Here is a 19,268-nt window from a genome sequence, read left to right on the forward strand (position 1 = left end):
GATGTTTGGCTTGAAAAAGAAAAAAAGAGTAGCAGATGAAATAGTCGCACCGGCCAATGGGCAATTAATTACTTTAGCTGCTTTGAAGGACGGAGTCTTCTCAAGTGGCATGATGGGGCAAGGTTATGCAGTGATTCCTAGCGACGGTCAAGTAGTCGCGCCCGTTAATGGTACCATTGTATCCATTTTTCCTACGAAGCACGCGATTACTCTAAAGGATCAGCAAGATCATGAAGTCTTATTACATTTAGGGATTGATACGGTCGAATTAAATGGTGCCCCTTTTGAGATTAAGGTGCAAGCCGGCCAAAGTGTGACAGCAGGCACAACTTTAGCACAGATGGATTTGGCCATGATTCAACAGCAGCAGAAAAATACGAGTGTCATTGTTATCTTTACTAATTTAAAAGAAGAACAACTTCAATTGAATGACTTGCAAACAGTCAATGCAGGAGCTGTCGTGGCAACTTTGGAATAGTTCTCATTAAAAAAAACTGTCAGTGAACACTTTTTACGGCGTTCACTGACAGTTTTTTTATTTAAGCTATGTTTAACGTTCTGGTTCCTTGATTTTAGCTTTTTCTTCACGATACCAATTTTCCCACAATTGTGGTGTATTGAGTTGTTCCATCTCTAGTCCAGCATTCTTTAACAAGTCTTCCAACAAGGCGTTGATAATATCTGAATGTTGTTTGATTAAAACTGGAACAATATCTTTCATTCGAAAGCTGCGATCATGAGCAATAAAAGCATTTAATTCAGTGACATGATGATCGACATCATATTGAGAAATAACCTCTAAATCATCATCCTGAAAGTGATGTACGTAAAATTGTAAAAATGCAGCAACCGCTTTTTCACTATATGGCTGTGCCAAATATCTCATCCTCCTCTAATTACATACTTTAATCATGACACGAAAACCCTTGATTGTAAAATTAATTTTTTAACCGTTGTTGAAAAAAGGTGCGTAGAAAAATAATGACGCCCATTACTAACGCGATGATAATTTGTAATTGGTAAGTTCCGGTTAGTAAGTTGGGGCTAAATTTAGGAACTAAATTGTTGAAAAATAAAGCGGATCCGGAAAATCCGAGACTGGTAATCGCGGAAAAACAGCCCATCACTAGGGGATAATGTTTGGCGGTGGCTAAGCCAGAGAGTAGATAAGGAACTGTCATTAAGGTAAGGGCACTGCCACTCCCAATTAAAAAGGTGGCAATGGCAATGCTAGTGGTGGTGTGCAGTCTTAGTAATAAAAAACCGCCGAGGGCGACTAGAAAGAAATTGGCCACTAAAAGATATTGTTTAAATAATTGGCGCACCCAACGAATAACAAGGCCCATCACAATAGCAGCCAAGCCATCCAACATCATAATCCGGCCCGTTAAAGCGGGTGTTCCCAAATGGAAATGTTGAATATAAACAGCATTTTTATTATAGAGCACGGCTTCTAACGCAATCATGACGCTGGCCACAATCAAATAATAGACAATTGAGCCAAACTTAGTTTGAGTAACTTGAGTGTTTTCGTCGGTGTCTGCTTTTTGATCTGGACGTTTATTAGGTACGACAAAACTAATAATAATTAAAGCAATTGCTGCTAAAAAGAAAAGATAGTAAGCGTGTAGCCAATTGTGACTCGCTAACAGCCCACTAAAGAAGACCATCACCATTGATGAACCATTTTCTAAGGCCACAACGCTGCCGAGCATGGTGGCGAGTTGCTCACCTTGTAAGGTATAAGCTTGTAAACTAGGTAAGATGGTCGTGATCCCGCCGGTTCCTAGTCCTGCTAAAAAGCCCCAAAGCAATAATTGATTGACTGATTGATGAAAAAGAAGTGGTAATAAGCCGCCCAACGTTAAAATGCTAACACTAATTAAAGCAATTTGTTTAAAAGTCCAGTGGTCTAACAATTTACCAAAGACTAAAGCGGAAATCACAGCAGCGGCATCACCAATCGTGGCGATGGACTCTACAGCCGTACTATTGGCATGTGGAAAAGCTTGTCCAATGGCCGCAATAGCGGGCGAGGTTGATGATGATAGGCGCGCAATAATTGCTAGAATGACAATGCCGAGTAGCAGTTTTCTGGTTTTGTGATTGAACATAGAATAATAACCCTCAATATTTAAACATTTTTCATTAATTTTATAATATAAATTTGTGTTTGACTAGTTTCATGAGTTGCAGTTAGTATTCGGTTTTGCTCGTGGTTGGTTATAATTGCGCTCGCAAAACAAAAGCTTGCGTCTAACTACAATTAGACTTTCAAGTTAAAAAGTAAACTTCAAAGTCTAATCTAGGTTAGTACTCAGCTTTTATTCGGTTTTGCTCGCAGCTGGTTAATAAAAATTACTGTTTAGTTTTTGAACAATAGTGCCTGCAACTTGGTTAGCTTGCTGTAAAGTATCAGGCCACGATTTTTGCTGCATTAAACCAGCTAAGAGGCCGCCACAATGAGCATCACCAGCGCCGCTGGTATTTTGGATAGTTTTAATTTTTGGAGCAGGAACGCTTTGATAAGTTTGACCATCGTAAATGACGCACCCACGGGCACCTAACGTTACGATAACGGGTTGTTGGGTGACAGCAAAAATAGTCGCTAATTGTTGTTGGAGATCGGTGGTTTGGGGCGCCAAGGTCTGTAATTCAACTTGATTAGCGTGAACCATAGTTGGTAATTGCCAGAGTTTTTGTAAAGTAGCTTGTTCAATGGTGCCAATGCGTGGTGAGGTATCAAATAAAATTGGGGTGTGCGGGGCATGGGTCTGTAATTGGTGCAAAATTAGCTGAGCACAAGATGAATTTTCTAACTCATAGCCACTAAGATAGATATATTGGTAACTGGCCCAATCACAAGCCTGAAACCAATCTGCTTGCCACTGTAATTCAATTCCAGCAAAAGTTAAAAAGCTCCGTTCTCCATTAGGTTCAACTAAACATAAATCCCAGCCGTTGTCTTGGTGACCTCGTGCTGACAAAGGCTCAATGTGCCATTGCTGAAATTGCTGTTGAATAATTTGGGCAAATGGTCCTTGACCAAGCGGCACGAGTAAATCGCTGGCAATTTGTTGCTGTTGTAAAGCACTGTAAACATTGAGCGCACATCCCCCGACCGTGGTCTGAGGCGAACTAGCGCCGATATCGCTGCCAGAAGTCGGTAAACTAGATACTTGGGTCAGCAAATCCACTAAGGCAGCGCCGATAACTAAGACTTTAGGCTGCATTTTGTTTTCCTCCCTGGTTGAAGATCTGTTCAATGGCGATTAAGATTAAGGCTACTAAGGCGGCCACAAAGACACCTAGGCTATTATTTTTAAAAATACCGTAAGCAAAGGGTCCCTGCCAAACAGCATTATTAGTAAATAACAATCCGCTTACAGTAGCAATTAACCACGTTAGAATATTAAACCAGCGATATTTGGGAGCAGTTTGAGTTTGAATCAACTTGAGGTCATAGCCGTGTTGGCGTTTAAACAAAAAGTCACTTAAAAAGACGGCCAACCAAGTTACTAAACAAATACCTAAGAAATTTAAGAAAAGTTCGAAGTTACTTAAGAAGCCAGCAGAAAAGAATAAAACATAAATAGCAATTCCAAAAACGAGCAAACTATGAACAATTAAGGAACTCGATTGTTTGAGATTAATGCCAAAGGTTTGCAGATTAATCCGTGCGGAGCGAAAAGAAACCATACACTGGGGCACTAAACCGCCAGCGGCAATCAAGAAGTATAAGACACCCATCCAAGTTGGTAAGACGCTGTACATCACTTGGTAAGGATCGCTACTATTAGCCAAAGTTGGGGTACTAGTGCTTAAGAAAATCCCACCAATCATTAACACAAACAATGGCAAAGCACCGCCAAGGGTCGTCGACCAAAAAGTTTTATGCAAATTGGTTTGCGGTTGGACGTAAGCGCCCCAATCAGCAGCAGCCATAGACCAAGAAATGCCCGAACCCGCAGCAATGATGCTGACTGCAGGCAACCAACCTTTGATCCAAGAACCATGATGCATAGACCAGGCAGTTTGCCAATTGGTTTTTAATAAGAAGAAAATAAAAATTACAAAGGTTAAAATTCCAAAAATCCAACTTAGCCACGTTTGAATTTTGGCTAATAGGTCTTCTTTTAAAAAGCCGGATAAGACAATTAAACTGGTGAAAATCAACAGACAAATCAAAATGGTGACGGGATTTTTGGGTAAGTGCAAAGTCTGCAACATGGCAACGAATAATAAAGTTCCGGTAATAATATTAACGGCGAGCCAACCGACCATGTTAATCCACGCTACGATATTAGGAATTTTATTGCCATTAATACCAAACGGTGCGCGGCTCAGTTTAAAAGTCGTGATACCATTTTTTTGCCCAATCATGGCGATAAAACCCGGAAAAATAAAGGACAGAGAACCAATTAAAGCGGCTAAGACGGCTTGAAACATTGACAAATGGTAGCTAACAATAATGGCACCATAAACGAATCCCATAATACCAATGTTAGCGGCAAACCAATTATAAAATAAAGCTAGTGGTTTCAAGGTACGTTCTTTTTTTGGAATAATAATTTGTTCTTGTTTAGTCATGATTTACTCCTTATTGGCGAAACTGGTTAATTGCTTGTGCAATGCTCTGCAAATTATGCTGGGGATTTTGTTGATCAATCAGTTGAAGCCAGTTAGGAGGAATTGCCTCAACTCCTTGATAAGCGCCACAAATGGCGGTGGCCATGGCACCAATGGTATCGGTGTCGCCCCCTAAATTAGTGCAGAAGAGTGCACACTTTTGAACATCACGCCAATAATAAGCAATGGCAAACGCTGTGGGTACACTTTCCGAGAGCATTGTGCCGGTCCCCAGCACTTCATAGATTGCTTGGCGAAATTGCTGTGGTTGTTGCCGAAATTTTTGGGCCCAGTGTATGGCTAATTTAACACGCTGGTTGATGTTTGCCGCCCAAGTCGGAGCTCCTTGCTGAAACCCTAGAGCGCTAGTTTGCAACGCAAAATCAACAATTTGTTCCCAATCAGTGTAGACCATGGCCGCACTGACGGCACCAGCAATTAAGCACGCACCACTATAAGCAACATCACTCGAATGGGTAACCTGAGTAACTTGCACAACCAGTTGCACCAAATCATTTTGCTGATCAGGGGTAAATAAAGTACCAATCGGCGCAATTCGCATGGCGGCACCGTTGGTCAAAGCGGTGGCGGTCACAGAAGCTGTAGGTTGATGATGTAGCGCTAAAGTTAAGGCAGCTTTACTACTAGGTCCGAGAATATTATTTTCCCAAGCATTAACATCTTTTGCCCAGGCTAAAAGATGTTGGACTAAATTGTCCGTCTCGGGTTGCCAATTAGTTTGAATCAAAGATTCTAAAATAACTAAGGCTTGGTTAGTGTCATCGGTGTATTGCCCGCGTTGAAAATATTTGGCAATGTCGTTGTTGGCAGGACCGGCAACAAAATCACTAATTCCATTAGGGAAAGTGGCCTGGATTTGTTGTTGCGTCCAGAGTTCAGTGGGCATGCCTAGCGCATCACCGATCGCTTGACCATATAAAGTTCCTAAAATTTTATTATTGGAACGCAATGTTTTCTCCTTTATTGTTAAAAAATAACTAGCAACGTTAATCATTTTTAATGATAGTTTAAAATCGAATAAAAATAAATAGCCATTCAAGCGGATCCTTGATTGGCTAGGATGAAAAATGACTATTAAAAACAAAATAATGTAATAATTCTTGATTAATGTTGACTTAAGCAACTCATTTTTTTAAAATGGTCTAATCTTTGTAGTAAAATTAATCATATAATGTTGAGAAAAAAGGAGTAATCAATATGAACTTTGACCAAGTTAATCAACGTAAAAATACGTATAGTATTAAGTGGGACGGTGCGAAAGATGTCTACGATAATCCCGATGTAATTCCCATGTGGATTGCAGATATGGACTTTCAATCACCCAAGGCCGTGGTTGAAGCAATTCAAAAACAAGCCGCGCAAGGAATTTATGGTTACAATGTAGAACCAAACATGACGGATATTCCCCAGGTAATTGCGCAGTGGTTGCAACAACAAAACAATTGGCAGATTGATCCAGATAATTTAGGCTATAGTGCTGGCGTAGTCAATGGATTGTCATTGGCCATTCGCGGTTTAACTAACGAAGGTGATGCGATTATTACGCAAACGCCGTTGTACGGTCACTTTAAAATTGCAGTGGAGGAGAGCAAACGTCAATTAATCACTAATCCTTTGAAAAAGACTATGCAGGGCTATCAAATTGACTGGGCGGATTTTGAAGATAAGATCAAAGCTAACCAGGTCAAAATGGCGATTTTATGTAATCCGCATAATCCAACCGGGCGGGTCTGGACAACGGCGGAATTGAAAAATTTTGTCCAAATTTGTCAGAAGTACCACGTGATTATTTTATCTGATGATATTCATAGTGATTTGATTTTACCCGGCAATCATTATGCGCCATTGGCTACAGTTTGTCCTGAATATCAAGATCACATTATTACTTTTAAGTCACCTTCCAAAACGTTTAACTTGGCAGGCTTACAATTTGCCTATTACTACACTACAAATGAAACTTATCAAACAGCAATGCAACAAGTAGCAGCGTATGCTTCGAATCCGGATTTACCAACAGCGTTTGCTTTGCCCGCTTTAAAAGCTGCTTATACGAACGGTCAAGACTGGTTGAGTGAGTTATTGCGTTATTTAGCAGCCAATTTACAGTTTTTGACGACGCAAATTGAAGAACAAACGCCAGCTAAGGTAACGCGCAGTCAAGCCACTTATTTATCTTGGATTGATGTCAGTTATTTAAAGGTTTCTGAACAAGAATTACAACAAGCTTTAGATCAAGGTGGCGTTGGTGTCCAAACGAACAGTGAGTTTGGTTTAACTGACGCTGATGGGCTGTTTATTCGCTTGAATTTTGCTACTTCCAGAGACACGTTAGAACAAGGTGTGCAACGCCTGATCAAAGTTCTGCAAGCTTTGGCCAAATAGTTGCGGTTAATTAGTTAGTAATCTGAGTGCAGTACTAAAGTTTTTGGTGCTGACACTTTTCACAAATGCCCAAGACTTCCACATGAAAGGAGTCAATTTGGGCATTTTTTAATTGCTGTAAAGCTACTTCAAAATTGGGCAAGGGAATTTCATAAGCGCGACCACAAATTTGGCAAATGAAGTGGCTATGTTCTTTGGTAGTGAAGTCACACTGGAATTTCACGCGCAAGCCATTGGTGAACATTTTAGTTTCAACGATCGCTAAGTTTTGCATTTCTTTGACATTACGATAAATGGTTTCATGACTCATTTTTGGAAAAGTTGCCCGTAAGTGTTGATCTAATTGGGCTAAGGAAATGTAGTAATTGCTGTGTTGAACTAAATATTCTAATAAACTGCGGCGTTGCTTGGTGAGTTTGAGATGATTGTCTTGTAGAATTTGAAAAGCTAGTTGTAATGGTTCCATTGAATTACTCCTAGATAATAATTATGTTGCTCAAAATTATGTAGTGGCTTTCTCAAACGCTTTAATTATAGCATACAGCTACGAAAGAATAGTTCTTTATGGTAGAAGGGATAATTATCAAAACTATTATTTAATGGATTATGATCGTTGTTGTTGAAAAATACTCGCAATAAAATATTACTATGTTATTGGTTAGACGACTAAAATAAAGTATGATACAATCTAAAAAGTAATTATTACTATTTAGCTAATGTTAATTTATGTAGTGGAGGAATTACTTTGATGAAGGTTCAACAGCGGCGATGGTTGTGGCTGATTTTAGTTTTGACTTTGTTCATCGTTACTGGTTGTCAAAAGCTAGATTCACAGCCGCAAGCGACACAGCAAAAACTGCAGATTGTTACTTCTACGCCGACTTATGCTCAGTTAGCTCGACAAATTGCTGGTTCCCATGCCAAGGTTCAATCGTTAATTACTAATCCCAATGCTGATCCGCACGATTTTGAACCGACAACGCAGGATGCTAAAACTGCCAGTCAAGCAAAAATTGCCGTGTATAATGGCTTAGGCTATGACAGTTGGATGGATAAATTATTGGTAGATAACCAGCAAGTGCAAGCCATTAATGTGGGGCAAGTGATGCACAAGTCGCTCGGAGCTAATCCGCACATTTGGTATGACCCGCAGGCTTTAGCACAAACGTCCGTGGTATTAACCAAAAAGTTGAGTCACCAATTACCACAATACCGTCACGATTTTGAGCGCAATCAAACCCGCTATTTAAAAACCTTAGCACCTCTACAAACCCAGTTACACCAAATTAAAGCACAACGCACTAAAAAGTTAGTGGCGGTCAGTGAACCCGTCTTTAATTACTCGTTACACCAAATGGGCTATCAAGTAGCTAATAAACAGTTTGCTAAAGCCATTGAAGAAGGTTCTGATCCGACTCCTCAAGCTGTGCAAGAGTTACAGCGGTTAATTACCGAACACAAAATTGCTTTTTTTGTTGTTAATCAACAAACAACCAATACGGTGGTTGATAATTTAGTTCAATTAGCGCAGAAACATCATGTTCCGATTGTTAAAGTTACTGAAACTCAGCCAGCGCATTTAACTTACCAAGAATGGATGCAGCGGCAATATCGTCAAGTTCAAAAAATTGAGGCGCAAGCACATGAATAAAGTTTTGATTCAAGCAGATCAACTAAGTGTTCAGTTTGAACAAAAAATTGTTTTTCAAAATCTATCTTTTGCGATTACGCAAGGAGATTTTTTTTGTATTACTGGTCCGAATGGTTCGGGCAAAACCACCTTATTACGCGTGATTTTAAAACAATTATTGCCAACTAAAGGACAGTTAATTGAACGTATTAGTTTAAACCAAATTGGTTATGTTCCGCAATTTCGTAATTTGGATGAAGATTACCCTTTAGCAGCTAAGGATTTTGTTACCCTAAAGCTCAGTCATTCTTTGCGTCCGTGGTTGACTACTCAGGAAAAGGGCCAAGTGCAGACTGCTTTAACACGGGTGCATTTACTGAAAAAGCAAACATTACGGATGGGACAAATGTCCGGTGGTGAGAAGCAACGCGCTTATTTAGCTCAAGCAATTGTGGATCAACCGCAATTACTAATTCTGGATGAACCCACGGCGAGTTTAGATGAACAAGCTAAGTTTGAAGTAATGGATGTAGTTGAAGAATTGAATCACCAAGGCACGACCGTTATCTTTATTACTCATGATCCGGAATTACTACAACACTATGGTCAAGCTAAACGCTTAGAATTACAAGGACGTGATTAGAATGTTTCAGTATGAATTTATGCAAAATGCGTTTATCGTCGCCACCATCATTTCATTATTATGTGGGATTATTGGCGTTTTTGTGACTGCCAAAAAATTATCTTTCTTAACGCACACGATGTCTGAAATTGGTTTTTCGGGGGCTAGTTTTGGCTTATGGCTCAATTGGAGTCCTTTAAATGGCATGCTCTGTTTTACAGTTTTGAGTGCACTGATTGCGGGTTGCTTTAATAAAACCAAGGCCTTGAAGGGCACCATTATTAGTTTGATTTCCGCTTTTTTTATGGGTCTAGGAGTTTTGTTTTTGTCGATTTCCAAAGCCAGCTCTTCTTATGCCACCAATATTTTATTTGGTAGTATTGTGGGCATCAGTACGCACGATGTACACCAAATTTTACTCATTGCCATTATCGAATGTGTTGTTTTATTGTTGATTTATCGACGGTTAAAATTTGATGCCTTTGATCCAGTCGGGGCTCAAAATAGTGTGCGACTGAGTTGGTTAATTAATTTAGTTTTTTTGGTGATGATGTCGTTAACGATTAGTATTGTGTCGCAAATTGTCGGCTCACTGTTAGTCTTTGCATTATTAACTTTGCCAGCAGCAACGGCGCAATTCTTTGGCAAGTCGGTACACAGTTTAATCATGATAAGCATTGTTTTAGCCTTAATGGGAACGTGGTTGGGTTTAATGCTCGGTTATTGGACCAATTTACCGGTGACCTTTTTTATTACTACTATTGAAACCATCTTGTATCTGGGCGCCGCTTTGTATCATAAAGTAGTGCGTAATTAAATTGAACGGTCAAGAAAGAGGTAGGGACAATAAAATTAATGTTCAGGGTGAACATTAGTTAATTAAACGATTTGTGTCCCAGCCGCTTTCTTTTTTTATGGTTAAAATTATGATTTAGTTCGTACTTGCCAATGACGGTAAATTTTCATGCCGACATAAAGGGGAACGCCTAAGAGTAATGCACCTAAGCCTAACAATAGTTGGTGATGAGGGACTCGCGTTAGTAACCAGCAACTAACGCCAATAGCCAGTAAGGGAATAAAGGGTCCACCTTTTAATTTAAACTGTTGAGCGGTTAAGGTTTTGGTTTTAGCAAAAACTAAAACGGCCAGACAAGTCGGCAGATATTGAGCAAAACGCGAAACGGCACTAATTTGTGCCAACAAGTTGAAGGATCCTTGCCAAGTAATGATTAAAGTCAAGGCAGTGCCAATTATGATGGCCAACACTGGCGCTTGGTGATGGTTGCGCCAATTTAACCAATGTGGCAGGCTACCATCAGCTGCTAAAGCAACGGCCGCGCGCGGTGTGACAAAACTCGAAGTGATTAGAACCCCGAGCATAGACAGCAAAGTCCCACTAGCCATTACTGCTTGTCCCCACGAACCGGTAACTTGGTGTGCAGCTTGTTGTAGCGGTACGGCAACTTGGGATAATTGAGCTCCCAAAATGCCCGTAGCCACGATTTGAATGAGTAAATAAATACTAGTAACGCAACCGATCACGACGATAATAGCCCGCGGTAAATTCTTTTGGACGTGCTGCATCTCTCCAGCAGCTAAGACCATACTTTCAAAGCCGGTACAGGCATAAAACATGGTCACTGCTGCTGGCGCAAAATTTTGCATGAGCTTTTGTGAAGCGGGCCATTGAGTGTGCAAATTAGTCCCGTGGATAAAAAAGCTACCCACGACAATAAAAAGGATTAAGGGGATTAATTTAGCTAATGAACTACAATTAATCAACATTTTGGAAACTTTCACACCGCCAATGTTTAATAAAGCTAAAGTGATAATCAGGAGGGTAACAATAATCTTTGGATGCAAAATAGTGGGAAAGATTGCTTGAAGTTCGGTGGCTAAAGCAGCACCCATAGTTGCTTGAGCAATAATGCAAATGGCCCAAGTCATAAAGCCGACTTCAAACCCCACAAAATTGCCAAAGGCACTTTTGGCATACAAATAAGCGCCGCCATCTTCATGAAAGTAAGTCGCCGCTTGGGCGAAACAAAGGGCAAGACTGATGACTAAAAAGGCGTCAAAAATAATGACTAAAAAGCTACCATTGCCGACCAAATGAGCGATTTGTTGTGGCAGTAGAAAAATTCCAGAACCAATGATGCCATTAACGCCAAGTAAAACAATACTGAAAAATCCTAATTTGTGTTGTTGCATGGGGCCACATTCCTCTCAATTATTATTGTCATAAGTTGAGTATAACGAAGTGCATTAGTTTCAGTTAGGATTTTGATTGGTCAAAATAAGTTTAAAACTTGGATTGTTGAAATGATTGCTAGTTAGATAATTAATTATTTGTTTTAACTGCACAGCAATTTCTGCTGTTTTGTATTAAAATAAATCTAGAGCTTTCATTATTTTGTAGGAATTTAATTGAAGGAACTTAATTTAATGAAGAAAAAAAATTCATCGCATTTTTCTAAGCGTCATTTTCAAACTTCCATTTTACCTAAATTAACTCCTGAACAAGCAGCGGCTGCCAACGATCACCCTGATACCAGTTCTACTTCTGACAATGCCTCAGAATTGGTAACAGCTCAGAGTATTTACCGCATGTCCAGTTTGGTTTATAGTGCTGATTATCAGCCCTTTCAAATTAAAACTGCACGGACAGTGCGGCAAGAATTATTAGCTAAGGATTGGAGTGAACAGGCGATTGCGGGAGTATTAGGCAATATGTCTGTTGTCAGCCAGTTGCAAGTTAATCTGCAAAATCAAGGTTATGGTTTGTTGCAGTGGACCAAATTAGCGGAACTAGCGGGTTGGTGTCAGCACCAGCACTTGGATTATCAAACGGTTGTAGGGCAGTGTGCCTTTTTAAATTACGAATTACAAATCAGTCAACATTTTCAACCATCAACCATTTATGAAATGACGGGGGTGCAATATATTCAAAGTACTGCCAAACCAGAAGTTTTAGCGGAGGTTTTTGCAAAGAGCTATCGGGGAGTAGCGCCTACTTTGCAACTGCAACGTGGGACACAAGCTCAGTATTGGTATCATTATTTACAACAACCTCAAAACGAAACAGCAGCTGTTCCACGTAATTATACGGTCAATCAAGTTACTCCGATTCGCTTGCAGCCTGATGAAGATGGCATGATTGTAGGTGAGTACGCGGCTGGTGAAACAATTAATTATGTTAATACGGAACAAATTGCCGGCCAAACTTGGCTGGTTTATTACAATCCCCGGGGGCAAAAGTGTTATGTATTAATCCCCAGTCAAGCAGCAGCTAATCAAACACCAGTGCAACATGAACCACCACGTCACGCCTATACTTTATTAAAGAAGACGATTGTCTACGATCAGCCCGAAATTACGGCCAAAAAAATTGGAACGCTAGCGGCAGGCAAAGTCATTCATTATGAAAAACAACTCACGAATAGTGCGGGTGATTGGTTAGCTTATCGTTCCGCGTCAAAAGATTTGCGTTACTTATTAATTGCATCGAAACGCATCATTAATACTAGCGGCGAATACCATATTTTAAAAGCGATCCCAGTTTATGATCAACCCAATTCGCAGGCGGATACGATTGGTCAATTGCCGGAACATACGCTGATTAAATATCAACGCAAATTTTATCAAAATGATCATTGGTGGTTAGAATATCGCAGTGCTTCGGGGAATCTCTGCTATTTATTATTACCTGAACCAACGGCAGATACGAATGTCTTGCAAACCTATGTGGTGCAGACTTTATCGAGTATTCATCTAACGCCGAGTTTGCAAAGCAAGATTTTAGGTCATTATAATCCTGGCGAAACGGTGCATTATTTTAAAACCGTCAGTGCTGAAGGCTATACGTGGCTAGTGATTAATGCGGCTGATGGTAGTTGGAATTATGTGCCCAAATTAAATTAAATCTACTATATTAATAGAAGCTGAGACAAAAATTAGTAGATTGTTGACAAAAAATAATTATTAAGTTTAGAAGGACAGGAAGAAAAATCTACAATATCTCTAGCATTTTTTGCGGGGACTGTTGCGAAGTCACTTTCATTTTGCTGGAGGTGACTTTTTTTGTACAATAAAAAGGATTAATGAGCAGATAGAAATTTTAAAAAAGGTTCGTCCAAATTTGGATGAACCTTTTTTATGTGACTCAAACTATATCTAATAGGATTGCCTTATCACTTGATCTAATTCATGAGGTGTTCACATGTGCCAGTACTAATGAGCTGTAAAGTATCGTCTAGGCTAATATCTACCATGTTTTGGACCGCTACATTAGTATAAAAACCCACGTGAGGGGTGATAATGACATTATCCATGGCCTGCAAGATTTCTAATTGTTTGCTTGGTAATGGTTTGTTACGTAAATCAAAGTTAAAGAATTTTTCTTCACCAGAAACAGCATCCAAAGCAGCACCTGCTAAGCGCTTTTCTTGTAGAGCAGCAATCAAAGCATCGTTGTCAACGACTGGTCCACGGCATTCATTGATTAAATAGGCCGTCGGTTTCATTAATTTGAGCTCGGGAGCATCAATCAAGTCCTCGGAGGTGGGGTTTAAGTCCACATGTAAGCATAATACATCGGCTTCTTGCAGTACTTCTGTTTTCGTTTTGAAAGTTAAAATCGAATCCAACTCATGATTAGGTTTGGTATCATAAGCAATTACCTGGGCGCCCAGCAAATTAAATAATTTTGCGGACGTGCCACCAATCCGACCGGCACCGATAATTCCGATGGTTAAAGTGTGAATCTCTGTTCCTTGTAGACCGGCCCAGCGGTAATCTTGTTGAGCAACTCGTTGATCAACCAACTCTTGCTTCCGAATTAAACGTAAAGTATGGGCGAGCGTTAGCTCAGCGACGGAGCGGGGCGAATAAGCAGGAACGTTGCTGACTTGAAGGCCATTTTGTTTAGCTAATGCTAAATCAATGACATCAACGCCAGCGGTGCGGGTAGTGATTTGCTGAAGGCCCGCGGCCTTCAAAGCGGGATAAACACTGGATTCAATGGGACTGCGTTGTTGAATAACTAAACCATCATAATCTTTCACTAAGTCAATCGTCTCCGGATGGAGTTCTTGATCAGACATTGTCACTTGGACTTCTGGATGGCGTTCTTGCCAATTGTTAATCGCCTTTTTTTCATCGTCACGAACACTCAATAATAAAATTTTCATTAGTTTTCTCCTTTAGCTTGTCGTTGTTGTTGTACATAGTTAGTTAAGTTTTGCATACCCGCTTTGATGGTGTCTAAGCTTGTTGCATAGCTGAAGCGTAAGTAATGTTCACCACCAGGACCAAAATAAGAGCCGGGTACCGCAGCTACGAGTCCATTTTGAGCCAGATCATAAGCAAAGGCTTCATCGTCTTGATTAAGATCGGGCGCAATTTTGGTAAAGACATAAAATGCTCCATTCGGTTGCGCGCAAGTGAAACCTAATTGTTGTAAGTGCTCAATTAAGTAGTCCCGGCGTTTTTGATACTCAACCTTCATAGCTAAAGCGTCATCCAAACCGTTAGCCAAGGCTTCGTAAGCGGCATCTTGTGTGACAGTAGCAGTCGTCGTAATTGTGAACTGATGGATCTTGCTCAATTCATCAGTGATTTTTTGCGGCGCAGCCATGATGCCAATCCGCCAGCCGGTCATGGCATGGGACTTCGAAACCCCCGTAATTAAGATCGTTTGCTGTGGCAATTCATTGACGATCGAAGCGTGCTCGTGATCATAATTTAGTTCGCTGTAAATCTCATCAGACAAGACAAAAATTGGTTGATCTTTCAGAACTTCCGCCAAAGCGTGTAGTTCTGCTTGGGTGTAAGTTACACCGGAAGGGTTCGCCGGTGAATTTAAGACGAGCATGCGCACGTTGTGATTTTGTGCTAAAGTTTGGCGCAATAAATCCGGAGTTAACTTAAAGCCGGTTGCAGCAGTATTAACTAGGACTGGTTGTCCGCCAGCAATGGTGACATCGGCAATGTAGAGTGGAAAAGTCGGTGTGGGAATGATCACTTGTTCGCCAGGATTTAACACGGAAACAATAGCCGTATAAATGGCTTCGGTAGCCCCTTCGGTAATAATAATTTCACCCGGTTCAAAGTGTTGTTGGTATTTAGTAGCTAAGAAGTTAACCGCTGCTTGTTGTAGTTCCTTGGTGCCGTTAGACGGAGCATAGTGGCTGCGATTAGCGTTGATACTGTCAATGGCCGCTTGCTTAATATGTTCCGGAGTATCAAAATCCGGTTCACCTACCGTAAAATTAGTGATGTTGGGAATTTTTTGTGCAAAGGTGGAAAAAGCTAAAATAGCAGATGGCTTCACCTGGGCCAAATTGTGATTTAAATAGTCTGTCATGTCCATTAGGATTCATTCCTCTCTTAATAATGCCAAATAAAAAGCCTAGCAGTTGTTATCTCACTGCTAGACTCAAAAAATTTCAATTTAATTTTGATATCGGCCTAGCAGTTTCAATTTTACCTGCAAGGCCTGATGGGCTAATCTCAAATAAGCCTTCATTTCTCGCGGGTGCGAACGGTTCAGTGTTTGCACTCGCCAGTATTGGAGATTGCAAACACTACCTAAAGAAACGAAAGTTATAATACCAAGTATTCAACTGTTGATAAGTAAATGACTTCATGGTCAAAACTCCTAACTGTTGGAATAAACTTAATTTAATATATTTTGAACGAACTGTCAAGACTTGCTCTCATTTTATTTTAATTTAAAATAAGCACCAGTAATTTTTAGAATCATAAATTTAGCACCACGCAATTTCAAAATAGTTAATTTTAAAAACTGGTATAATGGGTGCTTAGGTCTGTCGACTAATTAAGCTTTTATTTTGGTGCCTATCAAATTTAGCCGCCAAGCAAAAATCAAATTTGACAGACCAGACAATTTAATTTATTCTAAAAATTAATTTTTGATTAAAGGGAAATGGTGAAAATGTCAATTTGGAAAAAAATGACCCAAAAAGCAGATGTACAGCAATATCTCGAGTCTGATCAACAATTCCAAAAAACCATGACGGCTAAAGATTTAATGGCGTTAGGAATTGGGGCAGTAATTGGCACGGGCATCTTTATTATGCCGGGGACAGTTGCCGCAACACTGAGCGGTCCGGGAGTAATTTTGAGTTTTTTATTGGCCGCGATTGTTTGTGCGACCGCCGCGATGTGCTATGCGGAATTTGCTTCATCACTGCCAGTAGCTGGTAGTGCTTATTCATATGGCAATATCGTCTTTGGCCAATTTATCGGTTGGGTAATTGGCTGGGCGTTAATTTTGGAATACATGTTAGCAGTTGCGACGGTTTCAGTTGGTTTTTCAGCGTACTTCAATTCCTTCTTGAGTGGTTTTAATATTCATTTGCCGAAAGCCATTTCGGGTGCTTATAATCCGAGTCAAGGAACTTATTTCAATTTAGTAGCCATGATTGTGGTTGTTCTCATTGCTTTGATGTTATCGCACGGAATGCAAACGTCCATGAAGATTAACGATTGGATGGTGGTTATCAAAATTGCCATTATTATTCTGTTTGTTGTTGTGGGTTGTTTTTATGTTAAGCCTAAGAACTGGACACCATTTTTACCATTTGGCACTAACGGTGTCTTGGCGGGAGCTTCCACTGTCTTCTTTGCTTATCTGGGGTTTGATGCAGTCTCGTCCTCAGCACCAGAAGTGAAAAATCCGCAGCGTAATTTGCCGATTGGGATTATTGGGACTTTGATTGTGGCCACGATTTTATACATGGCCGTCTCGACCGTTCTAACAGGAATGTTGCCTTACACCAAGTTAAATGTGGCGGATCCTGTGGCTTTTGCTTTACAATTTTTCCACTTGAACGGGGTAGCCGGCATTATCTCCATTGGCGCGATGGCTGGTATGTTTACGATGATGGTGACCATGATTTATAGTAGCTCCCGGTTAGTTTATGCTATCGGGCGCGATGGTTTATTGCCACGCTTTTTAGGCGATGTGAACGAACATCATTTACCTAATCATAGTTTACTAGTAGTCACGATTATTATTTCGGTAATGGGTGGCGTGGTTGATTTGAACCATTTAGCCGAGTTAGTGAACATTGGAACTTTAATTGCCTTCTCCTTTGTTTCCATTGGTATTATCCCGTTAAGAAAACGCAAGGATATTCATAACGATGGCTTTAAGGTGCCTTTGTATCCTATTTTGCCTATTATTTCGTTATTACTGTGCCTGTACTTGATGACTAAATTAAAATTAATCACTTGGATTGCTTCTCTAATCTGGTTTGCGATTGGCGTGATCATTTATTTAGGCTATGGCATTCGTCATGGCACAACAGGCGATAATTTGGACAATTAAAAAATTTTAGTTGAGAGTTACCTATTCACTCAAGAGCAAGATAAAAAAGGAAATGTTCGTAAATTTGTTCAAAATTTACCAGGACATTTCCTTTTTGCTTGTTATGAAGGGCTTTTAGCCAGCAATTGTGCGCACAGCTTATAATTTTTTGTGTTGTTTTAATAACAGTAATAATAAAAGTGACAACAAGATGATAATGCCAATGATTAGTAACCAAGCACTATGTAATTTGGCAAAAGGTAATTCAACATTCATCCCGTAAAAGCCGGTAACTACCGTAGGGATCGTTAAGGTTAGTGACCAGACGGTTAATAGTTTCATGGTGCTGTTCAGGTTGTTGTTGGCAATTACATTAAAAGTGCTCGAGATTTGTTCGACAACGCCCAATTCAGTTTCTACCATTTGTTGCACCTGTTGACCTTCAACTAAGGCATCAATTAAAGCGGCATTGACGGCTTTGGTTTCATTGATGTGCTTGACAAATTGGGTCTGAGGCAAGCGTTTAATTACACTCACGTCTAAGGAAATGCCACTGTAGAATAAACTTAAGGTTTGTTGCAAGAAAGATAACGCAATTAAGTCACTGTTTTTAATCTTTTGGCGTAAGGTATGTGCCAATTGATTTCTTTTTTGGGTAATTTTATGAATGATCGGCACAAAGCTATCCATCAACTTTAAAATAATATTTAAAATTAATTGTTGGGGTTCTAATTGGGGCCGGTTATTAACAACTTGCTGAATTACCTGATCGAAATAAATACTATTGTCTGGATTAAAAGTAAACAAATTTTCGCGGAATAATAACAAACCAACGGGTTGAGTCGTGTATTGTAAATCTTTGGCTTCTAACAATTTGGGAATTTGGATAATAATTAATTGCGTATGATATAACGGATCATAGTCGTAATTGGGATTTTCATCTAAGTCGGTGACGTAATTAATAATATCCGGTTTGATTTGGTAAAATTCTTGGAGTTGCTTACGGTCATCCAGTGTTAAATTTTTGGTAACAATAATATTTAAATTATCAGTCATCGGCGTTGCTTTAATCATATAATTAACCTCGCATGCTTTGATCTGAGTATCCAACTCATTTTAGCACTAAACCAAAGTTTAATTAAGCCAGAGTATGAATTGTCAGTGAGAAGTGGGGGAAAATAATAGAGTGAACAATGAGCAAATGACTAGTTTTAAAAATTTACAATTGTAGTTTTTAGTGCTATATTACATTTGTAAATTAAAGTTGGAGGTGCAAGTTATGCTACAAGTAATCATTACAATCATCGTCGTAGGTTTAATTGGTTTAATTAGTTGGTGGTTCTTTGCGCAAAGAACCACGTCTAAAGAAACGGCACAAATTAAGGGACAGACCCAGGTTGCTAAAATTAAAGTCGACGGCGGCTTTCAACCTGAAGTAGTCACTTTACAAAAAGATTTACCAGCACAGTTGGAATTTGTTCGTAAAGATCCGTCCAGCTGTTTAGAAGAAGTGATTTTTAGTGATTGGGGTATTAAGCAACATTTACCACAAGATCAAACGGTGACGATTCCCGTTAATACTGATCAAGCTGGGGAATTTGAGTACTCCTGTGGGATGCAAATGTTTCACGGCAAGATTGTGGTGAAATAAA

18 protein-coding genes are annotated in these 19,268 nt (G+C 39.8%); 8 read left to right on the forward strand and 10 right to left on the reverse strand.

The window, feature by feature from the left end; genetic code table 11:
- The first annotated feature begins 1 nt into the window (after position 1).
- Positions 2-478, forward strand: coding sequence for a PTS sugar transporter subunit IIA (locus AC3B5B_RS04885; protein WP_489769466.1), 477 nt, complete (start codon positions 2-4; stop codon positions 476-478).
- A 72-nt stretch (positions 479-550) separates the two neighbouring features.
- Here AC3B5B_RS04885 and AC3B5B_RS04890 read toward each other — a convergent pair whose 3' ends face one another.
- The 5 genes from AC3B5B_RS04890 to AC3B5B_RS04910 all read right to left on the reverse strand — a co-directional run bounded on the left by AC3B5B_RS04890 (position 551) and on the right by AC3B5B_RS04910 (position 5,599).
- Positions 551-886 carry a hypothetical protein gene (locus AC3B5B_RS04890; RefSeq protein WP_489769467.1) on the reverse strand — a complete coding sequence of 112 codons (336 nt, stop codon included), beginning with the start codon at positions 884-886 and terminating at the stop codon, positions 551-553.
- A 52-nt stretch (positions 887-938) separates the two neighbouring features.
- Positions 939-2,114 carry an MFS transporter gene (locus AC3B5B_RS04895; RefSeq protein ID WP_489769468.1) on the reverse strand — a complete coding sequence of 392 codons (1,176 nt, stop codon included), beginning with the start codon at positions 2,112-2,114 and terminating at the stop codon, positions 939-941.
- 234 nt (positions 2,115-2,348) lie between these two features.
- Positions 2,349-3,233, reverse strand: a complete 885-nt coding sequence (locus AC3B5B_RS04900; RefSeq protein ID WP_489769469.1) for a PfkB family carbohydrate kinase — start codon at positions 3,231-3,233, stop codon at positions 2,349-2,351.
- Positions 3,223-4,590 (reverse strand): purine-cytosine permease family protein, encoded by a 1,368-nt coding sequence (locus tag AC3B5B_RS04905; RefSeq protein ID WP_489769470.1) that lies wholly within the window; start codon positions 4,588-4,590, stop codon positions 3,223-3,225. The genes AC3B5B_RS04900 and AC3B5B_RS04905 overlap by 11 nt, the downstream gene beginning before the upstream one ends.
- Before the next feature lie 10 nt (positions 4,591-4,600).
- Positions 4,601-5,599, reverse strand: coding sequence for an ADP-ribosylglycohydrolase family protein (locus AC3B5B_RS04910; RefSeq protein WP_489769471.1), 999 nt, complete (start codon positions 5,597-5,599; stop codon positions 4,601-4,603).
- 248 nt (positions 5,600-5,847) lie between these two features.
- Between AC3B5B_RS04910 and AC3B5B_RS04915 the strand changes: the two genes are divergently transcribed.
- Positions 5,848-7,032 carry a MalY/PatB family protein gene (locus tag AC3B5B_RS04915; protein ID WP_489769472.1) on the forward strand — a complete coding sequence of 395 codons (1,185 nt, stop codon included), beginning with the start codon at positions 5,848-5,850 and terminating at the stop codon, positions 7,030-7,032.
- 34 nt (positions 7,033-7,066) lie between these two features.
- Here the strand turns inward: AC3B5B_RS04915 and AC3B5B_RS04920 are convergent, their stop codons facing one another.
- A complete protein-coding gene (locus AC3B5B_RS04920; RefSeq protein WP_489769473.1) occupies positions 7,067-7,498 on the reverse strand; it encodes a Fur family transcriptional regulator in 432 nt (143 codons plus the stop codon).
- A gap of 282 nt (positions 7,499-7,780) precedes the next feature.
- Here AC3B5B_RS04920 and AC3B5B_RS04925 point away from each other — a divergent pair, with 282 nt between their 5' ends.
- Genes AC3B5B_RS04925 through AC3B5B_RS04935 form a run of 3 tightly spaced genes read left to right on the forward strand, consistent with a single transcriptional unit; the run spans position 7,781 to position 10,101 of the window.
- Entirely contained in the window at positions 7,781-8,683 is a 903-nt protein-coding gene (locus AC3B5B_RS04925; RefSeq protein ID WP_489756699.1) for a metal ABC transporter solute-binding protein, Zn/Mn family, read from the forward strand.
- Positions 8,676-9,305, forward strand: coding sequence for a metal ABC transporter ATP-binding protein (locus AC3B5B_RS04930; RefSeq protein ID WP_489769474.1), 630 nt, complete (start codon positions 8,676-8,678; stop codon positions 9,303-9,305). Before AC3B5B_RS04925 ends, AC3B5B_RS04930 begins: the two co-directional genes overlap by 8 nt.
- 1 nt (position 9,306) lies before the next feature.
- Positions 9,307-10,101, forward strand: coding sequence for a metal ABC transporter permease (locus AC3B5B_RS04935; RefSeq protein WP_489756697.1), 795 nt, complete (start codon positions 9,307-9,309; stop codon positions 10,099-10,101).
- 107 nt (positions 10,102-10,208) lie between these two features.
- Here the strand turns inward: AC3B5B_RS04935 and AC3B5B_RS04940 are convergent, their stop codons facing one another.
- On the reverse strand, positions 10,209-11,495 hold the full coding sequence (locus AC3B5B_RS04940) for an APC family permease (RefSeq protein WP_489769475.1): 1,287 nt from the start codon (positions 11,493-11,495) through the stop codon (positions 10,209-10,211).
- Between the two features lie 234 nt (positions 11,496-11,729).
- Here AC3B5B_RS04940 and AC3B5B_RS04945 point away from each other — a divergent pair, with 234 nt between their 5' ends.
- Positions 11,730-13,205: a phage tail tip lysozyme gene (locus tag AC3B5B_RS04945; RefSeq protein ID WP_489769476.1), complete on the forward strand. Its 1,476-nt coding sequence runs from the start codon at positions 11,730-11,732 to the stop codon at positions 13,203-13,205.
- 278 nt (positions 13,206-13,483) lie between these two features.
- On the opposite strand, the gene AC3B5B_RS04950 is transcribed toward AC3B5B_RS04945, so the two are convergent.
- Positions 13,484-14,473 carry a D-2-hydroxyacid dehydrogenase gene (locus tag AC3B5B_RS04950; RefSeq protein ID WP_489769477.1) on the reverse strand — a complete coding sequence of 330 codons (990 nt, stop codon included), beginning with the start codon at positions 14,471-14,473 and terminating at the stop codon, positions 13,484-13,486.
- Positions 14,473-15,654 (reverse strand): aminotransferase class I/II-fold pyridoxal phosphate-dependent enzyme, encoded by a 1,182-nt coding sequence (locus tag AC3B5B_RS04955; protein WP_489769478.1) that lies wholly within the window; start codon positions 15,652-15,654, stop codon positions 14,473-14,475. The genes AC3B5B_RS04950 and AC3B5B_RS04955 overlap by 1 nt, the downstream gene beginning before the upstream one ends.
- Positions 15,655-16,239: 585 nt before the next feature.
- On the opposite strand from AC3B5B_RS04955, the gene AC3B5B_RS04960 reads away from it, so the two are divergent.
- Complete coding sequence (locus tag AC3B5B_RS04960; protein WP_489769479.1) at positions 16,240-17,637, forward strand: amino acid permease; 1,398 nt, start codon at positions 16,240-16,242, stop codon at positions 17,635-17,637.
- Between the two features lie 138 nt (positions 17,638-17,775).
- On the opposite strand, the gene AC3B5B_RS04965 is transcribed toward AC3B5B_RS04960, so the two are convergent.
- Complete coding sequence (locus tag AC3B5B_RS04965; protein ID WP_489756691.1) at positions 17,776-18,690, reverse strand: magnesium transporter CorA family protein; 915 nt, start codon at positions 18,688-18,690, stop codon at positions 17,776-17,778.
- 205 nt (positions 18,691-18,895) lie between these two features.
- Here AC3B5B_RS04965 and AC3B5B_RS04970 point away from each other — a divergent pair, with 205 nt between their 5' ends.
- Positions 18,896-19,267 carry a cupredoxin domain-containing protein gene (locus AC3B5B_RS04970; RefSeq protein ID WP_489769480.1) on the forward strand — a complete coding sequence of 124 codons (372 nt, stop codon included), beginning with the start codon at positions 18,896-18,898 and terminating at the stop codon, positions 19,265-19,267.
- Position 19,268: the final 1 nt, after the last annotated feature.

It is taken from the genome of Bombilactobacillus sp. ESL1187 (assembly GCF_058107155.1).